Source organism: Saezia sanguinis, from assembly GCF_963921665.1.
Classification (GTDB): domain Bacteria; phylum Pseudomonadota; class Gammaproteobacteria; order Burkholderiales; family Burkholderiaceae_C; genus Saezia; species Saezia sanguinis.
Window position 1 is genome coordinate 48,298 of sequence record NZ_CAWUGC010000020.1, and the last position, 18,193, is coordinate 66,490.

Sequence of the window (18,193 nt, forward strand, 5' to 3'; positions counted from 1 at the left end):
GCTGTTGTGTTGAACTGAAGATGGCTGCATACCTGACATACTGTGCAACCCAGTTTCATTAACTGACATTAAACCACATCACTGCCAGACAAGTAAACAGTCTGGGCGCTGCAACCCAGCCACAGCAAAGCCATGCGCAGGTTATGCTATGCTGGCCGATCACGCACAATGGATACCGGAGTGGAAAACAAAATGGACATACCGCAAAGCATGCAGGCGGAACTTAGCCGCTGAAACGATGGTAAAGGCATTGGCCTGGAAAGCTGGATTGCCTGCGAAGGCTCATTCCCGCTGGCGGTCGGATACGCCAGCATTTTCTGGCCGGAGTTCGTGAAATGCCATGGTTACATTGTGCGCAAAGGCGTTGCTCTTGAAACCATCAGAGGCTTTGCCCACCAGCAAGGCAGCACCCGCCAGTCGGTTGAATGGGTGGTTAACCATCTGCATCTTTATTATCTGCATAATCCCGGTGATGAAGACCCTGCCAAAGACGTATTGCTGGCGCTGGGCAATGTGCTCAAGGAAATTTATACGGCCAAACTCAAAATGCAGTTTCCCGACCAGCCGTGCGAGGTGGAATTTTATATTCCCACACAAGAAGACGATCTCGACTCCTACCAGATATCGTTTTGGCAGACCGGCGGGGAAAACATCCCCGCCACAATTCCCTGAATGTTTGAGCACCGCGCTAGCACCAACCCGCTCGCGAAGCCGTCATAAACCCAGCAGATTATCTTCGCTTTGCGGGTTTTCAAACGTCGGATTACGTCCCGGATCTGCTGTCGGGGCGGCAGAATCAGCCGCATCGGCAGGGTTAGCAGGATGAGCAGAGTCACTTGAAGATGCATCACTTTCTTCATCTGCCAGCTCCGGCTCCTGCACCTGTACATCATCGGCCGTTGCAGCATCTTCTGCATCAGCAGAAACAGGCTGCGCATCTGCGCCGCCATGCTCACGCTGCCAGGTGGCACTCACCCACACCGGCGGATACATGCTTTCAAATATCGCAAGGTCTTCATCGTTATCCATCAGCCGCTGCGACCCCGGACACGGCCCACGCTTGATCGTGACCACACCATCGGCATCCGGGCGCTCATACAGCACCATCATCTGCCCCGCATAAAACGGGTAATTCTGCTCTTCCAGAATCGTGCAGCGCGGCCCGTCACCCTGGTTGCAGTTGACCACCAGCTTGGCAACCTCCAGTGCCTTTAACGCATCGACATTACCGCTGTAAACCTTCAGCACCTCGAAGCGGCCGCCCCGTTCATCCTGGCGCGCACCGGCATAAACACGGCCATCCACCGGCAGTTGCTGCACCATGGTCATGCGCACCAGATACGACTGTGCCGCGTTGCGCTGCAACGTTGCGGCCGGCACACAATGCAACTGGCTTTGTGCAACAGCAGCCGTGCCCAGCAACAGGCCCAACACACCAGCCAGCCCCAGTTTTAACCATTGGCTGAAACCACGCATTGTTTTATCTTTGATCTGTACATTGAAAACCATGGCATTCACCTCATCACGCCCCGCAGGTATGTATACATACCAAAATGTACCACGACCAACATGCCCGCAGGCAGACTTTACAATTTTTTACAAGCGACAAACTGCATGGTGGATGAAAGCACGGAGCGCAACGTTTGATGCTGTAACAACCGTACCGGCAAATACAACACCGCCGCTCAAGACTCCAGCAACTCGGCCTGGTTATCGTGGATGTAACACGTGAACAAATGCTTGTCTGCCGCAGCCACCGTCTCAGAGCCAAAGCGGTACAGCTCATGCGGATTTTCCAGCCTGAGCAGCACCTGCACCGCACAGGCCTGTGATGGACTGTCGCCGGAACGATGGCGCAGAGTTTCACGCCGGCGCCCGTACATGGCATCCCACCGGTTTTGGCCGTCATCAACAGGCTCACGAATCTCATTCGCCTCATCCTCCAGTGCCGGGCGGGCAATCTGAAAATAAGTGCAAAGCGCCTGCGCAACCAGGTTCCCCTGTTCGCTGGCATCCATACCCCGCATACTGATTCCACCTGAACCCAATGCCTCCTCCTCCGCACCGGACTCCTGAGCCCACGTTTCAATCGGCTCAGGCTTTGTTGCCCATAGAGTGCTGCCCAATGCGGCAAAGCTGCTGCCCCCCGCCTGAGCGGCGGTATGGTCTGCATACCTGGGTGGCGCGCTTTCCGGACGGCGTACGCCATCCATACGCCGGGGCTGGCCCGTTTTCACGCCGTCATCCGGTTGCTCCACAGAGGTCACCCTGAACAAATTGCAGAAAAAGAAAAAGTCATGCTCCTCATTGGAAACGCGATACAGCATTTCGGAAAGCCGGCTGTCCGCGCCATTGCGCCAGCATGCAAGCAAATCATGCACCGGCTTGACACCATAAATCTGTGTACCGATGCCCAGTTCCAGCCCGCATTTACGCAAGAAATCGTAAATAGAAACCGTCTCCGGCTCATCATCCGACAGGTAAATTGTGATCTCGCGCTCATTAAGCTCAATGCGGGGCTTGACCGGCATGCCGGTGCCCACATCCACAAACGTGGTGGACAGTTTTCTGCGGATGCGTGAGCGGCCCAGCTCCACATAAAAAACAAACTCGCCACCAACCAGTGAGTAATGCGGTTTTTTCCGCAAACAAAACCGCACATGCGCGCGCGCGGCCCAAAACCCGATACAGCACAATTCACCGTCTGCGGCCAGCTCATCCTGCAAAGCCTGTAATGCACTGACCTGCGCATCGTACAATTGTCTGCTGCCGGAACCATCCAGCGGATTAAACGCCAGGTCATACCAGAATGCCTGAGACTGCAACAACTCCGCCCGCCACACCGGCTCTCCCGCCAGCGTCAATGGCACCTGCGGCACCTCCTCACTCAAAGCAGGTTCCCGCCGTCCCAGGTCGTATACACCGCGAGCCATTTTTATCCCCTTGTCTGAGCTTGACATCTGTCACGTTCGCTTTTCACAATAAGCATAGCGTATTTTGTATTCAAATGGAATTTGAAGACCACTCGGCGCCCATACACCTTCTTCACAACCAAGGTCAATCTGTGCAGCGGTACATGACAAACCAGGCGATCACCCTAGCGTCCCAGTTCTTCATATTCTTTGGTTCGTATCGTCAGCATCCCACTATCTACCAAAGTTTCCTGGCCCCATAATGTTGTCAGAATATTGCCATTTACCCATGCCACCGCTATAGCACCCGTTTGTAAATAGTTTTTGATTTCTCCGGATGTGTGGCGATCAACCACGATATCTATCACAGGCTTCCCTAGTTTTCCCCACAAAAAATCTTTGATTTCTACCTGATATGCCATTCCACGGGTCACTGCCCGTATCGAAACCAGCCGACCATCCATCACCGACACCACCATATTGTTATAAACCAGCCATTGGGGCAGATAGCCCTGCGCAAACAGAACATAACCTTTTTGCACCGTGTGGCCGTAAGCGCTACTGGCCTCCCCGTCTTTCCAAAAACAGGTCGGCCCCTGGTATGAGTCGGCTTTCAAATGATTAATGCCCGCACTCATCACCTCCTGGGGACAAGCCGCCAACTCAAGCTTTTCGTTAAGCCGCAAACCAAAAAACTGTACTGTCTGCGCATATGTCAAAGTTGAAAATAAAAACAAGCCTATAGCTATCCCATATTTCATTGTCTGCTCCTTGAATCGTATTTAATGCACCATACCCCAATGATATTCACGCTCGCCGCTCAACGCCACCGAGGCTCAATCGTGCCCGAGCCAATGCTGCGCTCGGACGCATCGCCGAGGTACTGCGCCTCACGCGCCAGCTCGCCATCGCGCGTCCACCAGCGCCATGGCCCGATACGCTGCCCCTGCTGATACAGCCCTTCCAGCCTGAGCTGCCCATTGTCGTACCAGTGTGCCCAGGCACCCTGCTGGGCCCCGCTTTCATAAACACCTTGCTCCATTTTCTGACCATTGTTAAACCACAGTACCCACTCCCCCTGTCGCAGCCCCCTGTGGTACTGCCCCTGACCGGCCGGCACCCCATTGCTGTACCAGCCGGCAAAACCGCCTTCGTTCGCGCCCTGGTCATAATGCTCCTGCAACATCAGGTTGCCATTTTCATACCACATGCGCCACTGTCCCTGGCGCTTGCCCTGCCAGTACCCTCCCGCAATGGCCTGCCGACCATTGGCGTACCACAGCACATAACTGCCATGCGCAGCCAACTGGTTCAACCATGCATATTGTTGTTTTACCGGTCGCGGTGCAGGCAGGGTTGCAGTCACATCTGCCAGTTGCAGCAACACAAACGGCTCTGTCAGTTTGATTTCAGCCTGCATATCGAAACGGTTACCAGCAGTAGCCGACAACTCTGCCGCCTCCATGCGGTCTGGCAATGGCTCACCATCACGCCTGATCTGCGCTGCCCCGGCCAACCGCTCAGGAAGTACACGCAGCCCGCCACCCACCTGTTGCGGTGGCTGCGTTTGATAAAAGTCCTGCACCCGGTAACCCTGCCGAGTCGTCTCCAAAAAGCGGCGGTAATATGCAGCATTAACCGCGACCACTTCTCCTGACTGCCAGGGTACATTCATGAGTGCCAGTGCCAGGCTGTCGTATCGCCGTTCAACAGGCATTGGCATTGCCACCCCTGATGCCAAGTCAGGCAACAACACCTCTGCAGGCCCCAGCCCTGCGGCAGCATGTAACTGCGTACCGGGTGGCGGCAAGGGTGAATCATCCCCTGCAACAACATCTGTAGCAGATAGAGCAGTTAGAGAAGCCTGCTCATCTGCCAGCACAGCATCCCCCGGCTGTTCCTGCGGCTCTGCCGGTGTTGGCACCGAAGGCCGCTGCGCCGATTCATGCGCATTCTCCACCACAACTCCGGTTGTGCGCTGCGGCAACTGCCAGGGCCGCACCCTGCCCGACTGCGTCACCAACTGCATCTGATCACAGCCGCTTAACACCAGCGCCAGCAGCAGCAACCCTCCGCAGCACACCCGGCCATACAATACCCGTGCGCGGGCCCCATCCATATATACCTGCTTTCTCATGCCTGCATTTTAAAGTACCGAATCTATCCACAAGCATTTTGAGCCACCCACTCTTACAGATCTGTAACTTTTCACATAAAAACAACTTCCCTCTCTCTGAGCTGCTGCACAAACCCTGTATTTTTAATCCAGCATTGCACAAAAATGCAGCATTCGTCTCCTAAAATCCGGCCTGAAGACTTTGTTATCAAAGCTTCAGATAGAGCCTGTGCTAAAAACCATATCCCGTTCTGTTGGCTCACAGTTCATTCCCCAATTGTTTTTTATATTGCTGAATATCATGAGCGCCAAAAAAGAAGACAGTATCCAAAAACATTTCGCCAAATCAGTGCTGTTATGCCTGCTGGCATTTTTCCTGATTCCTGTGATATCACTGGTATTCACCCAGCATGGGCTCAACACATGGGATTCCGAATTTATCGGAAGCGTCATGTCACGCTCCCGCATGTCTTCGGCCGAAAAAGAGGAACTGCGCACCTTCCTTACGGCCAACCCGCCCTCCAAAGCCTGTGCCGGCCCTGTGCTGGACCCTGTGGACAATAAGCCGCTGTACAACTCCAGGGTTTGTGCCCCTTACGCTGAACGCTGGCAGTTTTATCAGGTGGGCCAGTTATCCAAATGGCTGATCATTGGCGGCATTATCGGCGTGCTGTTCATTGCGCTGCTGGGCCTGATCGCATTTACCAACCGCAAGCTGCAATACATCAGCTTTGTCACCGGCTGGCGACTGCTGATTGCCGCCTGCGTGGTTGAAATCATTGCCCAGGGTGTCATCATTACCTGGCTGTCTTTCTGGCTCACGGCATTTTTCTTTAACAGCTACGTGCCCAAACTCATTCTGGTCATCGGCCTGTTTGTCGCTATCGGGGTGTTCTATGCGCTGGTGAGTATTTTCAAACGCCTGCCTCCCATCGGCGATACCGAAGGCGAACTGCTCAGCCGCATCGATGCGCCGGCATTATGGGCACGCGTTGACGCACTGGCCAAAAAGCTCAAAACCCAGGCGCCCGACCAGATCATTGCCGGTATTGACGATAACTTTTACGTGACAGAAAGCCCGATCAAAATTCAAGGCAAAACGCTCAAAGGCCGCACGCTGTATATCAGCATCCCCTTGCTGCGCATTCTGGACACCAGCGAGGCTGACAGTGTGCTGGCGCACGAGCTGAACCACCTGCGCGGCGGCGACACCACCAACAGTGCCGCATTAGGGCCCAAACTGTTTCAGTACGACATGTATTGCGCCATGATGTACGACAACGGCGCCACCCGCCTGGTTTACTATCCGCTGCACCTGTATCGCCTGATATTTGAATTTGCGCTCAAGCGCGAAAGCCGCCAGCGCGAATACATGGCCGACCGCACGGCGGCCAAAGCCGTATCGCCACAGGCCATCATCCACTCACTGGTCAAAATATCGGCCTACTCAAGCTATCGCACGCAGACAGAAAACCAGTTGTTCTCCAGCAACCAGCGGCACGATGAGCGTATCGGCATCTCTGACCGCGTCGCCAGCGGCCTGCATGACTATGCGCGCTCGGAAAACTTTGTTCAGGATATACAGGCCGGCCATGTACCGCACCCGTTTGACTCGCACCCGGCACTGCCCGAACGCATGAAAAATGCCGGCTACAACATCAGCCCGACACAGTTTGGCGATATTGTGACACAGCCTCCCATGCAAACCTGGGTGGACCTGATTCCCGTTGCCACACAGATCGAACAGCGTCTGTGGTCCAAATACGAGCAGGATTTTGGCAGCCAGCATGAACATGTGCTGGCCTACCGCTACGAACCGGCCAACGCGCAGGAAGAACAGATTGTGCTCAAATACTTTCCGCCAGTAACGTTTGAGCTGAAAAAAGACCAGTCCATTCAAATCACTTACGCCGGCATTGTGCAGCCCAAAACCGGCGAGTTACTGGGCTGGGATATGGTCAAAGGCCTGAACTATACCGATGGCTACGGCAGTGATACCCTCACCATCACCCACCCGGAAAAGAAAATGATCGGCAATAAAACCACCGCGATCAAACTGCCCGGCATTGCCAAACAGCGTGACCAGTTTAAAAACACGCTGGGCATGTACTGGGAACGCCATCAGGTCATGCGTGCAGAGCAAGCTGCTGCAGCACAGGACAAGCAGAACGAACCGCCTTCTGCCGCATAACCATACACCATGCCCATCATGCATCAGGCCCCTGACGGGGCCTGATTTTTTGGACAGCTTACTTAAGTTTTGCAAGCAAAAAAGAAATTGCTCCTGCTTGCCTGCCCCTGGACCACTAAGCGGCTAGGGTGCCACCGGAGCCGGTTCAGCAACAGCGGGCTGAGTCGCGGCAGGCTCGGCAGTCACTGCAGGTTCCGCAGTAGCCGGCACCGTTGCAGACTCAGGTGCAGGCTCCACCGCAGGTGCAGCAGGCGATGGTGCATCTGTCGCCTGAGATGCAGGCGCAGGTTCGGCCGGCTCAGACAAAGGCTGCGCAGCAGGCCTGGTCATCGGGCCATATTCCAGCGGCACCCAGGCATAAGCCTGCCCGTTATGCCGCACATGGCCCAGCCCCGGGAACGGCAAGTGCGCGCCGCCCACCAGCCAGCGCTCGTCTGCCGTTTTGGCAAAAACCGCGCGCCTTGTCGCTACCGCCTGCTCACCGTCCACATCAAACACCATAAATGCCTGCGGATGCATGAACTGCACCGCATGGCTGTGCACCACATCGCCCCACAGCAAAATATGATCTGGGCCCGAATTGAACAGATAACCGACATGGCCCGGCGTATGCCCGTATGCCGCTACCACATCCAGATCCGGCAAAATCACATCTCCGACATTGAACGTTTTGAAGCGGTCATTGGCCCGGTACGGTGCCACCGCAGCCCGCGCGCCCGCAAACACGCCACGAACCTCCTCAGGCTGCTGCTGTGCAATCTCCTCATTCAGCCAGTAATCAGCCTCACGCTGCGAGGCATAAACCGTTGCGTTAGGAAACACCGCCTGCCCATCACGCGTCAGACCGCATGCATGGTCAGGATGCAGGTGGGTCAGCAACACCACATCAATCTGCTCAGGTGTAAACCCTGCTGCACGCAACTGCTGCAGCAAGTGGCCCACCGTATTCCCCATGCAGCCACCGCTGCCGGCATCCACCAGCACCACATGCGCCCCCAGCGACAGTACATAGGCATTCACCGCCGTCTGCACCCCGCTGGCATCATCAATGAAAGCCTGCTGCAACAGTGCATGCACCTCTTCAGGCGCCATGCCCTTGACCAGATTGGTCCCCAGACGGACATGCCCGTCATTGAGTGCGGTCACCTCCAGGTCACCTACCATCACGCGGTAATACCCCGGAACCTGCTGGCGCGGCTGCGCCGCCGTATCAGCCATGACCGCCGGGCTTAAAGCCAATGCCAAAGCGCCTGCAATGCCACCAATCCACTTTTTCATAAACACCCCCAAACGTTGATACCCAAACCACCAGCCGTGCTCACCATACCATGGTTGCGAATTCAGATTTTAATTAGCTTAAATGTTCCCCGCACGCCGTGCAGGTAAACAGCTTGGCGTCAGCCAGAAAAACCAGATGGCATCCGGGACACTCCTTGCACGCAACCTGTTGCGCCACCGTGTCAACCGCCTCCTTGGCCTGTGGCTCAGGCATACCCGCATTCACCAGCTTGTTGGTGATCATCTGCAGCGGCATTCCGGCCGCACCATCACGATACACACTGCGCAGCAACTGCTGCCCGGCCGACTCCTCCAGCACCGATGTCTGGTACTCGCACTGGCACTGCTCACACTGAACATAGCGGCCAAGCTCACGTATTGGGAATGTCGGAATAAAAAACAATGTGAAATAACTGGCAACCTTGAACAGACGGTAATTCCGCTCCCCATTGCAGTTGGGGCAAAAAAAGCGCCCGTGCCCAGCCTCTTTGGTACGCCCCTTGGTGCCAAAAATAAAAATCATGCATTTCCCCTTTGTTGCCGTCAGGCACCGCCTGACCATTTTGATTCAGCAGTATACCTATACTGCCAATTTATGTGTGTTCATCTGGCAACCACTTTGCATGTGTCAAATGGATACTTATCACGGAGTTACTTACATATGACCAGCAACTGTTGCGTGCCGACCAGCCCCCTATGATGGCCGGATATGCTCCCGAATCAAACAGAGCATATCAAAGAACGTATCCAAGCCATTTCCGTTTTGCTATACTCAAAGCAAAAGCATTGCCCTCTCTGTCTGACCACGGATGGCTGGCAGCGGGGAACAGCAATATGCATTTAACACAAGGAACCAGAGACATGAGCACCAACAAGCCTGCACACGGCACCACAGAAGACAACATTGAAATTCAAAAACTGTTTCATGCCCTGAAAGTCGACCCGCTGGCTTGGGCCAAATGGTATATGGAAGAGGCCAACAAGCGTCGCCGTCCCTCGGAAATACTGGCTCAGCACCGCCAGGAAGCTATTCATATCATTGAAGAGCACAAAGGCCTGAACCCGCGCGTATTCGGCTCTGTGGCACGGGGAGATGACACCATCAACAGCGACATCAATATCATGATTGATGCGCAGGAATGCTCCATGGTCGACCTGGGACGCATGCGCACCGACTTGCAAAAGCTGCTGGGTGTACCTGTCAGCCTGATCCCGTCGGATTTCATGTTCCCGCAGATTGAGCAGGCCACCACCGTACAGACCATCCCGCTGGACAAATTCCCCAAGTAAATCAGCCCTGCTTTTCACTGATGCCGAAACAGTGTGTCTGTTTCGGCATTTTCATTTGCAATAAGCCTCTTTGACACAGTATGCCCTGCGCCACCAGATCATACGGACATAATTCACAGACATGTTATGCTTGCCACAGCGCTAACCGAAGAGCATGATTGATATGAGCAACAAACTGATCCGTGAAGTCAAAGGAAATGAGCTTTTGATTGACGCGCTGGCACAAGCAATCATGTCTGGCCAGCCATTCCAGCAAACCAAAGATTCTCCTTATGCTTTTATACTGGCTAACGGCGTAGAATGCCTGGGGCTCCATGTGCTTCAATATGTTTTAGAACAAAAACCTTTTGACCTGCAGAAATGCACCGCATTTTGTGACCTATTCAGAAAACACACCCATGAGAGCTTATATACGCTGAGTAGTGCATTTTCAAAATGGACAAACCAGCATGTGGTACAGCCCTATTTTGACTGCCAGAGCAACGGCTGGAGAAAAACTTACACCCTCAAGCCGGAAGCTAAAACATCGGTAGATCCAAGCGTTTTGCACTTTCTTTGTTACATGGCTATTCACTATTTGAAATATGGCGCCAGTTTTGAAAGCATTACCGCTGAATGCTATTTCGACTATGTTTGCCAGCTTGGGGGTACGGCGTTGGTCGAACAGCTCAAACAAAATGGCTCGGGTACGCTGCCGCAACAGTTAACCCGATATCACGACGACGACATCGACTGTACCGCCAACGACGTGACAGCATGTATCAGCATTCAGTTACACCACGATACACAGCAGGCTTACCGAAAAGCGCTGCAGTTCATCATTCCCCTGTTCAAAGAAACCGATTTTCCGCACAGCTACTACATTCAATTCAACAGTCCGAATATCTCTTATCTGCCAATAGAAGACCTGCCGCAGACCGGTGCCCACGCCTTGTTTGCCGGTGCAGTGCAGTATCCTGATTTGCATCCGCTGATCGCTGAATATGCGAACACCGTCATGCGCATATGGCATTGGTATACCGACCTGGAAGAACAGGGGGCCAGCGCGATGCCATCCACCTTTGCCGTTTTTGCACTTGGGCTGGCTGGCAGGCAATACTTCCCTCTTGTCAGCCGCTACATGCAAACCTGTGATGAAGAGCACCAAACAGTTCAGCCGCCATTCACCACGACCTTCGTTGGGCAATACGGCATAGACGCGCAAAGCCTTGCCGTATTCGTTGACTGCATTTTGTCTATAGAAGAACATCCGCCTGTTGAAGGCGTTGCCCAACTGCTAGCGAATACCACCTGCTTACAGTATCTGCTGAAAATTAAAAACGATTTCTCAGACCGCCTTCGCTACAAAGATCTGGACGAAAACACACGCCATGATGCCGACGAATTGAACAGTCTGCAAAACATTCTATGGGAACAAATCTGTTACGCCATTTGGGGCTTACCCAAAACATGGCCGGATATCATTGAACAGGCTCCGCCACAGCTCCGGCCACTGTACCAGCAGATTTTAACCACCGCAGATGACGAATAAACCACAGAAAATCCGGCGGCATGTCCTTGTACCATCTGCCCTTGCCTGATGCACGCAGCAGGCTTATCCATGGCCGGTTAACCCCGCTTGCCAAAAGATACAACCCCAAACCAATATCCCAGGACTACAAGGGCAGATTGCTTGCAAGCCAAAAAGCATCACTTAAAATATAAGGGTAAACCCTTTATTTTCTCTGGTGCCATCCTGCTTCTGGCTGCACTGCCTGGTTCGCATTTGGAAAACACAGCCAAGCATATTCTAAAAAGCAACCACAAAGGTTTACCCACAGCGTGTTAAAAAGTTCTGTTTTCTATCAACTTACAACATATCGCGTAAACCCTAATTGACGAAAAATCCGTTTTTTAAATTCGCAGAGGTTTTACCTCGCTCTGCGAATTGTTCTTACCTCTTTTCCAGAGTCCGTCCTAGGATATAGGTTTTCAGTCAACGCAGATTCAGACAGAATACGTTCATCTTGGCTGTCAATGGCCTGTGGACACTGTTTCCCCGGTACATCTCAGCACAGAAAAGACCCCTTGCACCTTCACCAACCCGTCAGGCCTGCCCTGCGGATGGCTATTTAGAATGTTGTGCCATTGTGCTGACCATCTGCCAATGGCATTCAAGGTGCCGTTGGCGTAAGTTATTTAAAAAGGATCTGTTATGGATGTAGGTACTCCCCTCATCATTACCTTTGTGCTTTATATCGCACTGATGATTCTGATCGGACTCATCGCATACCGTTCCACCAACAACCTGTCAGACTATATTCTGGGTGGCCGTAAATTAGGTGGCCTGGTAACCGGTTTATCGGCTGGCGCTTCCGACATGAGCGGCTGGCTGCTCATGGGGCTGCCTGGTGCGGTATTTGTATCCGGTATTGCCGAAAGCTGGATTGCCATCGGCCTGATACTGGGTGCATGGTGCAACTGGCTGTTTGTTGCCGGGCGCTTGCGTGTGCATACCGAGTACAACGATAATGCACTGACGCTGCCGGACTACTTCACCAGCCGTTTTGAAGATCGCTCACGCATTCTGCGCATCATTTCGGCGCTGGTCATTCTGATCTTCTTTACCGTTTACTGTGCTTCCGGTGTTGTCGCCGGGGCCAAACTGTTCAACTCCACCTTCAACATTGATTACTCCACCGCACTGTGGGTTGGCGCTGCAGCCACCATTTTCTATGTGTTCATTGGCGGCTTTCTGGCTGTCAGCTGGACCGATACGGTGCAGGCCACACTGATGATTTTTGCGCTGCTGATCACACCGGTCATGGTGATACTGGCCATTGGTGATTTCTCAGGCACCATCGAAACCATCAAACAGATTGATCCGGACAATATCAACATGTTCAAAGGCATATTTGATAACGGCTTCATTCCGGGCATGGTGATCTTCCTTTCGCTCGTCGGCTGGGGCCTGGGTTACGTCGGGCAACCGCATATTCTGGTGCGTTTCATGGCGGCCAAATCAGTCAAAACCATGAAAAGCGCCCGCCGCATCGGCATGACCTGGATGATCCTGTGCCTGGCCGGCGCGGTAGCTGTCGGGTTCTTCGGCATTGGTTACTTTGCCCAGCATCCGGAACTGGCCGGCCCGGTTACCAACACGGTGGCAGGTGACAACAAGCATGAAGCCATCTTTTTGGAACTGGTCAAACTGCTGTTCAACCCATGGGTTGGCGGTGTGGTGCTCTCCGGCGTGCTGGCTGCGGTCATGAGCACCTTGAGCTGCCAGTTGCTGGTATGCTCCAGCGCGCTGACAGAAGACCTCTATAAAGGCTTTGTGCGTCCCAATGCCAGCCAGAAAGAACTGGTCTGGTTTGGCCGTGCCATGGTGCTGGTCATTGCGCTGGTGGCCATCGCCATTGCCTACAACCCGCAAAGCAAAGTGCTGGGGCTGGTTTCCAATGCATGGGCCGGGTTTGGCGCATCATTCGGCCCGGTCATTGTGCTTTCGCTGGTATGGAAACGCATTACCCGCAACGGCGCACTAGCCGGAATGCTGGTCGGCGCACTGACCGTGATCGTCTGGATTGCCAATGACAAATTCGGCACCGGGCTGTACGAAATCATTCCCGGCTTCCTGTTCAGCTGCATTGCCATTGTGGTGGTCAGCCTGATGGGTAAAGAACCTTCCGCATCCATCCAGAAACGCTTTGAAGAAGCAGACCGGCAATACAAGCTGGAAAAATAAATACCAGTAAATAACATTTACTGCGCTTTACCATCTTTTCTAAAGCTTTAAAGCCCTGGCAGCAACAGTTGCCGGGGCTTTTCACATGCCAAGCTACACCTTGCTTCAAACAGCCGGTGCATTCAGCTTTATCAATGCAACCGCATCCACTCTTCGCGCGTGATTTCCCAGACCTGGGTTGGCAATACTCCCGACACATAACGCTTGTCTGTCATGCCGATCTGGCGCATGCCGCTGTGCTCGGAAATTTTCACAGAAGCCACATTATCAATGGCCTTGTACACACGCAGACGCGGCTTTTGCAGCACGTCAAACCAAAATGCTGTCACACAGGCACAGGCTTGTGTCGCCAGCCCCTGGCGCTGCCATGGTGGTGCAATCCAGAAGCCCCGGTTCTCATCCTCTCTGTCATGCAGACTGATCACGCCGATCAAATCGGCCGGCTGCCGTTTGTGCCGGATAGACCAGTACCAGCCATGTCCGGCCGCCACATCCGGCTGCACAACGTCACAGATAAACCTCTGCGCACCATCTGCCGGATAAGGCCATGGCACCACATCGGACAAAAACCGCACAATGCCCCACTGTGGAAACAATGCCTGCACCGCCGGCGCATCTTCGGGCACAAGTGGATATAACCATAACTGCGGCGTTTCAAGTATGGGAACAGGCATACCGAAATAATCCTTTTGTGAATGTCGTAAAGCCAACTGCAAAACAGGTATATACACAGATGCAGTAAATACAAAAAAAGAGCCGTCAGGCCCTTTTGCTCTCACAGCCACAACGCGGCGGACTCAGTCCTGCGCCTCGTCTTCTTCAGGCTCCGGCTTGATCGCTGACTCTATGCCCTGCGGCTTTTGCACCGGCTTATACAAACTCCAGTTCAGCGCCAGCACACATGCAATCTCCAGCATGTAAATCGTCGTTGAAATACCGTGTAACGCACCAAAAGACAAAGCACCAGGCCCCACATCGCGCGCATGCACCACCATCGGAAACACCACAAACTGCCCGACAATCGCCAGCGCCAGCGCCGCCAGCACCCACAGCATGGGCGCATTGGGCGTATTGAAACCGGCGCGTTTATTGACCCGCCGCACCAGCAGCAAAATAATGGCGCCCAGCGCCAGGCTGATATAGGCTGTGATGGCAAATGTATCACCGGCAATGGTGCCGGCAAACTTGCGCTGATCAGGCAGCATTCTGAAAATAACCGGCGCGCTCACATAACCCACGCCGATCATGACACCGGCCCACAATCCGGCCAGTGTCGCAGCCAGGTGCTGCAATCTCATTTGTAGAACACTTCCAGAATTTCAAAGCTGCGCAGGCCGCCCGGTGCCTGATATTCAGCCACATCACCGGCCTCTTTGGTAATCAGCGCGCGCGCAATCGGTGAGCCGACCGAAACCCGGCCTTCTTTAATATCGGCTTCATCTTCACCGACAATCTGGTACGTCACATTCTTGCCAGAGTCCTGGTCTTCCAGCACCACAGTGGCACCAAACACCACCCGACCATCTGCCTGCAAGGCCGATGGATCAATCACCTGCGCCTGTGCCAGCTTGGACTCAATCTCGGCAATACGGCCTTCGATAAAACCCTGCTTTTCCTTGGCCGCTTCGTACTCGGCATTTTCTGACAGGTCGCCCTGTGCGCGTGCCTCGGCAATCGCCTGCACAATGGCAGGACGCTCCACGCTCTTCAAGCGCTGCAGCTCAGCTTTCAACAACTCGGCCCCACGTAATGTCAATGGAACGGTCGCCATAACACTGTACTCCTCAAACAAAAATCAAATTCTTCATCATCAAAAAGAACCGCCGCCAGCGTTGCGACTGGCGGCGGCACGCTTGGTACTGATACAAATTAACTATGCGCTGGCTGGCATGTTGCCATGCCAGCTAAAAATCCTGTCTTTAACATCACACGCCTTTGTGCTTATATTGCAATCAGCCATCGAGTTGCATTGGTACTCAAATTATTTCGGCAGGCAAAGCAAACCCCTGCATTACTGCCATACATGTTATATATGATAGACCAAATCACCGCAAGTGTGCAAGCCCTTCCCTCATTTAAGGGAACTTCGTGCCAATAATGTACGGAAAATCCGCCTTTTTCAATACCGTCTCGGTCAATCCAAAACGTATCCTTGCCACTTACAAATACCATGTTATGGGCAGACGCTGTCATTAAAATGACTTCAACCTTATCTTCCTGCGCCATACACCGTATATGCAGATTGTTATCCGAATCACAATCGGCACTTTCAATTTTAATATTTTCGGCAGCATTCAAAAACTGTTCTATTTTTTGCAGATCGTCGCAATCCGCTTGTAACAGTTCAGCCTTTTGCGCATCAAACCTTTTCATCGGCTTTTCCATATCCTCTACTGACAGTGGCTGTTTCATACAATTGCGTGTCTGCATCAACTGATCTTTTGCCAATGCCTGCCGCGAATAATGCCACTGCTGTTCCTTGACTTTCAGACAATGGTCAATCTCCTGGGAACTATTATTGATAGTTGACTTCTGTCTTCCAGAGTTTCTGGTTTAGTTGTGCCGGCCTGACAGAGCTTCCATTACTCACCCAAAGATGGAGAGTTTTCGCCTGTATAAAACATAACACTGTGATTTGATACCAGTGCCAAGTAATGGCACAAACACATTATGTCGCTCAATCCTCCTGGTTAACCGCTTCAATCACTTGCATGATAAAAGGGGCTACCAGTTTTGATCCATACCAAGAGTAGTGTACGCTGTCACCAAAAATTACTGTGGTTTGATCTGCATGGCACAAACCTTCTGGGCACAAAATATCAGATACGTCGACAAAATAGACATTCGGATGTGTAGAGGCATAAGTGCGCAATATCTCATTAATCCGAAATGCATACGTGTTTTTTACATCATAAACAGAGCCTATCCTCTCTTGACAAATTTGATAAACAAAGTTTGGCCGAAGCATGCAAGACAAAGGTTCAGTACCCCAACGGTAATAAGGAGGTAACCCTAAAAGAATCAACTTCCCTCCACGGATATCACGATGCACATCATCGAAATGCTTAAACAAAAAGCTCCGCATTTCCTCATCCGTTTCCACAGTAAAAATTGCCCCCGTGTCTTGATCCTGCATCCTTCTGTCTAACACACTGAAATGCATATACCATCCTTGAGCCACAACCAAGGGTACACCACTCTCCAGTACATCATTAACGGCTTGACTATATCGATCAAAACATAAGCTTTTCAGCCGGGGAATAATCTTTGTTGTTGATATATGGCTGGACATAAAGCATCCAGGATAATAAATAGCATCTACAAATTTCCCACTATTTCTTAAGGTGTCATTTAAACCTGTTTTTAAATGCCCTATCTGACTATCTCCCATCAAAACAGCTGCTTTAATACCATCTGAATCACCGAACACAGAAATTAAATTTTCCGGCTCTTCCGTGTCTGAATTCCGATACTCAGACAACATGTACTTTTCAGTATCAACTCTCCAACTGTAATTTAAAACACCATTATTTATAAAAACAAGCATTAATATCAAACATAAAAACTTCAACGCACTTTTAAATAAATTAACCGAATTGATTGAAAAATTTTTTACATTGTATTTTTTTTCAACAAATTTATATAAAATACCAGAAATCAATATAGAAATTAATATTAATATCAACTTATCATAAACATACAAGTCTCTAAATATATAATATTTATAGATTAAAATTAAAGGCCAATGAACAAGATACAATGAATACGATATTTTTCCAATATAGACTAAAAATTTTAACCGAAAAATCTTTCCTGCAATTGAATGCTGAGCTCCCCAAATACATCCCACAGCGCCCAAACAAGGAAGCAATGCAGCCGTTCCTGGAAACGAAATCGGTGGTTCATATATTATAGCTGGACTTAATACAAAAATAATCCCAAGAATTAAAACTATATAATAAAAAAAAGACCTAATTTTTTTATCATACAAAAAAATTAAAAGTGTGCCTAAACTCAATTCAAAAATACGAAATGGAAGCAAGTAATAAGCAGCAGCCTGATCTGACTTTAAAATATATTCCGACAAAAAAACAGCGCATATTGTTACTATAAAAATAACAATATAAAAATATTTTTTACAATATTTTATTAAAAAAATTATTATAAATGGCCATAACAAATAAAATTGCCACTCAACCCCCAGTGACCATGTATGCAAAAAAGTTTGCTGATCTGCTGAAACATCAAAGTAGTTTTGATGTTTGTAATAATATATATTAGATATAGAAAATAAAGCATATATAGCAGTTTTTATGGTGTTTTTCAAATAAAATGGGTCTGCTATTAAAAAACAAATAACACACGTCAGCAAAACAACAACAATGAGAGCCGGATACAATCTTAAAATTCGACGTATATAAAACTTAATAAATGAAAACTGGTTATCGTTAATAATAATAGATGTTATGAGAAAACCAGAAATTACAAAAAATACGTCAACACCAATATATCCACCTGGAAAGCCTAAATCTAAATGACAGAACAATACCAGCAATACAGCTACTGCTCTGAGGCCATCCACTTCTGGTTTATATGTCATATCAATTCAGGTTTTAAAAATATCCGGTATGTTCATACGATTATATTGCCATTATTTTTATTAATTTACATGGCGTTCA

General features: G+C 51.0%; 16 protein-coding genes. 5 read left to right on the forward strand and 11 right to left on the reverse strand.

The window, feature by feature from the left end; genetic code table 11:
* The first annotated feature begins 330 nt into the window (after positions 1-330).
* Positions 331-672: a hypothetical protein gene (locus tag AACY98_RS14610; RefSeq protein ID WP_339806194.1), complete on the forward strand. Its 342-nt coding sequence runs from the start codon at positions 331-333 to the stop codon at positions 670-672.
* 42 nt (positions 673-714) lie between these two features.
* Here the strand turns inward: AACY98_RS14610 and AACY98_RS14615 are convergent, their stop codons facing one another.
* The 4 genes from AACY98_RS14615 to AACY98_RS14630 form a co-directional block, all read right to left on the reverse strand.
* Positions 715-1,509 (reverse strand): hypothetical protein, encoded by a 795-nt coding sequence (locus AACY98_RS14615; protein WP_339806196.1) that lies wholly within the window; start codon positions 1,507-1,509, stop codon positions 715-717.
* A gap of 176 nt (positions 1,510-1,685) precedes the next feature.
* Positions 1,686-2,933, reverse strand: coding sequence for a hypothetical protein (locus AACY98_RS14620; protein WP_339806198.1), 1,248 nt, complete (start codon positions 2,931-2,933; stop codon positions 1,686-1,688).
* Positions 2,934-3,097: 164 nt separating this feature from the next.
* Positions 3,098-3,673 carry a hypothetical protein gene (locus AACY98_RS14625; RefSeq protein WP_339806201.1) on the reverse strand — a complete coding sequence of 192 codons (576 nt, stop codon included), beginning with the start codon at positions 3,671-3,673 and terminating at the stop codon, positions 3,098-3,100.
* Positions 3,674-3,732: 59 nt separating this feature from the next.
* Positions 3,733-5,031 carry a toxin-antitoxin system YwqK family antitoxin gene (locus AACY98_RS14630; RefSeq protein WP_339806203.1) on the reverse strand — a complete coding sequence of 433 codons (1,299 nt, stop codon included), beginning with the start codon at positions 5,029-5,031 and terminating at the stop codon, positions 3,733-3,735.
* Positions 5,032-5,329: 298 nt separating this feature from the next.
* On the opposite strand from AACY98_RS14630, the gene AACY98_RS14635 reads away from it, so the two are divergent.
* Positions 5,330-7,219 (forward strand): M48 family metallopeptidase, encoded by a 1,890-nt coding sequence (locus tag AACY98_RS14635; RefSeq protein ID WP_339806205.1) that lies wholly within the window; start codon positions 5,330-5,332, stop codon positions 7,217-7,219.
* Positions 7,220-7,342: 123 nt separating this feature from the next.
* On the opposite strand, the gene AACY98_RS14640 is transcribed toward AACY98_RS14635, so the two are convergent.
* Both AACY98_RS14640 and AACY98_RS14645 read right to left on the reverse strand, forming a co-directional pair.
* A complete protein-coding gene (locus tag AACY98_RS14640) occupies positions 7,343-8,497 on the reverse strand; it encodes an MBL fold metallo-hydrolase (RefSeq protein WP_339806207.1) in 1,155 nt (384 codons plus the stop codon).
* 73 nt (positions 8,498-8,570) lie between these two features.
* Entirely contained in the window at positions 8,571-9,020 is a 450-nt protein-coding gene (locus tag AACY98_RS14645; protein ID WP_339806209.1) for a zinc-ribbon domain-containing protein, read from the reverse strand.
* Between the two features lie 338 nt (positions 9,021-9,358).
* On the opposite strand from AACY98_RS14645, the gene AACY98_RS14650 reads away from it, so the two are divergent.
* From AACY98_RS14650 to putP, 3 genes are all read left to right on the forward strand, one after another.
* A complete protein-coding gene (locus tag AACY98_RS14650) occupies positions 9,359-9,787 on the forward strand; it encodes a nucleotidyltransferase family protein (protein WP_126980555.1) in 429 nt (142 codons plus the stop codon).
* Between the two features lie 163 nt (positions 9,788-9,950).
* Complete coding sequence (locus tag AACY98_RS14655; protein WP_339806212.1) at positions 9,951-11,318, forward strand: DUF6138 family protein; 1,368 nt, start codon at positions 9,951-9,953, stop codon at positions 11,316-11,318.
* A 663-nt stretch (positions 11,319-11,981) separates the two neighbouring features.
* Complete coding sequence (gene putP, locus AACY98_RS14660; RefSeq protein ID WP_339806214.1) at positions 11,982-13,514, forward strand: sodium/proline symporter PutP; 1,533 nt, start codon at positions 11,982-11,984, stop codon at positions 13,512-13,514.
* Between the two features lie 131 nt (positions 13,515-13,645).
* Here putP and AACY98_RS14665 read toward each other — a convergent pair whose 3' ends face one another.
* From AACY98_RS14665 to AACY98_RS14685, 5 genes are all read right to left on the reverse strand, one after another.
* A complete protein-coding gene (locus AACY98_RS14665) occupies positions 13,646-14,188 on the reverse strand; it encodes a GNAT family N-acetyltransferase (RefSeq protein WP_339806216.1) in 543 nt (180 codons plus the stop codon).
* A 123-nt stretch (positions 14,189-14,311) separates the two neighbouring features.
* Positions 14,312-14,812, reverse strand: a complete 501-nt coding sequence (locus AACY98_RS14670) for a DUF4149 domain-containing protein (RefSeq protein ID WP_339806218.1) — start codon at positions 14,810-14,812, stop codon at positions 14,312-14,314.
* Positions 14,809-15,285 carry a transcription elongation factor GreA gene (gene greA / locus AACY98_RS14675; RefSeq protein WP_126980560.1) on the reverse strand — a complete coding sequence of 159 codons (477 nt, stop codon included), beginning with the start codon at positions 15,283-15,285 and terminating at the stop codon, positions 14,809-14,811. The genes AACY98_RS14670 and greA overlap by 4 nt, the downstream gene beginning before the upstream one ends.
* A 170-nt stretch (positions 15,286-15,455) precedes the next feature.
* Positions 15,456-15,926 (reverse strand): hypothetical protein, encoded by a 471-nt coding sequence (locus AACY98_RS14680; protein WP_339806221.1) that lies wholly within the window; start codon positions 15,924-15,926, stop codon positions 15,456-15,458.
* Between the two features lie 265 nt (positions 15,927-16,191).
* The gene (locus AACY98_RS14685; RefSeq protein WP_339806223.1) at positions 16,192-18,114 is read right to left on the reverse strand and encodes an acyltransferase family protein; all 1,923 of its coding nucleotides are present in this window, start codon (positions 18,112-18,114) and stop codon (positions 16,192-16,194) included.
* Positions 18,115-18,193: the final 79 nt, after the last annotated feature.

Bases quoted from the DNA above. Each gene is read 5' to 3' on its own strand.
- AACY98_RS14625 (WP_339806201.1), bottom strand. From the start codon at position 3,673: ATGAAATATGGGATAGCTATAGGCTTGTTTTTATTTTCAACTTTGACA.
- AACY98_RS14635 (WP_339806205.1), top strand. From the start codon at position 5,330: ATGAGCGCCAAAAAAGAAGACAGTATCCAAAAACATTTCGCCAAATCA.
- AACY98_RS14620 (WP_339806198.1), bottom strand. From the start codon at position 2,933: ATGGCTCGCGGTGTATACGACCTGGGACGGCGGGAACCTGCTTTGAGT.
- AACY98_RS14685 (WP_339806223.1), bottom strand. From the start codon at position 18,114: ATGACATATAAACCAGAAGTGGATGGCCTCAGAGCAGTAGCTGTATTG.
- AACY98_RS14670 (WP_339806218.1), bottom strand. From the start codon at position 14,812: ATGAGATTGCAGCACCTGGCTGCGACACTGGCCGGATTGTGGGCCGGT.
- AACY98_RS14655 (WP_339806212.1), top strand. From the start codon at position 9,951: ATGAGCAACAAACTGATCCGTGAAGTCAAAGGAAATGAGCTTTTGATT.
- AACY98_RS14645 (WP_339806209.1), bottom strand. From the start codon at position 9,020: ATGATTTTTATTTTTGGCACCAAGGGGCGTACCAAAGAGGCTGGGCAC.
- AACY98_RS14615 (WP_339806196.1), bottom strand. From the start codon at position 1,509: ATGGTTTTCAATGTACAGATCAAAGATAAAACAATGCGTGGTTTCAGC.
- AACY98_RS14680 (WP_339806221.1), bottom strand. From the start codon at position 15,926: ATGAAACAGCCACTGTCAGTAGAGGATATGGAAAAGCCGATGAAAAGG.
- AACY98_RS14630 (WP_339806203.1), bottom strand. From the start codon at position 5,031: ATGGATGGGGCCCGCGCACGGGTATTGTATGGCCGGGTGTGCTGCGGA.
- AACY98_RS14665 (WP_339806216.1), bottom strand. From the start codon at position 14,188: ATGCCTGTTCCCATACTTGAAACGCCGCAGTTATGGTTATATCCACTT.
- AACY98_RS14650 (WP_126980555.1), top strand. From the start codon at position 9,359: ATGAGCACCAACAAGCCTGCACACGGCACCACAGAAGACAACATTGAA.
- AACY98_RS14640 (WP_339806207.1), bottom strand. From the start codon at position 8,497: ATGAAAAAGTGGATTGGTGGCATTGCAGGCGCTTTGGCATTGGCTTTA.
- greA (WP_126980560.1), bottom strand. From the start codon at position 15,285: ATGGCGACCGTTCCATTGACATTACGTGGGGCCGAGTTGTTGAAAGCT.
- putP (WP_339806214.1), top strand. From the start codon at position 11,982: ATGGATGTAGGTACTCCCCTCATCATTACCTTTGTGCTTTATATCGCA.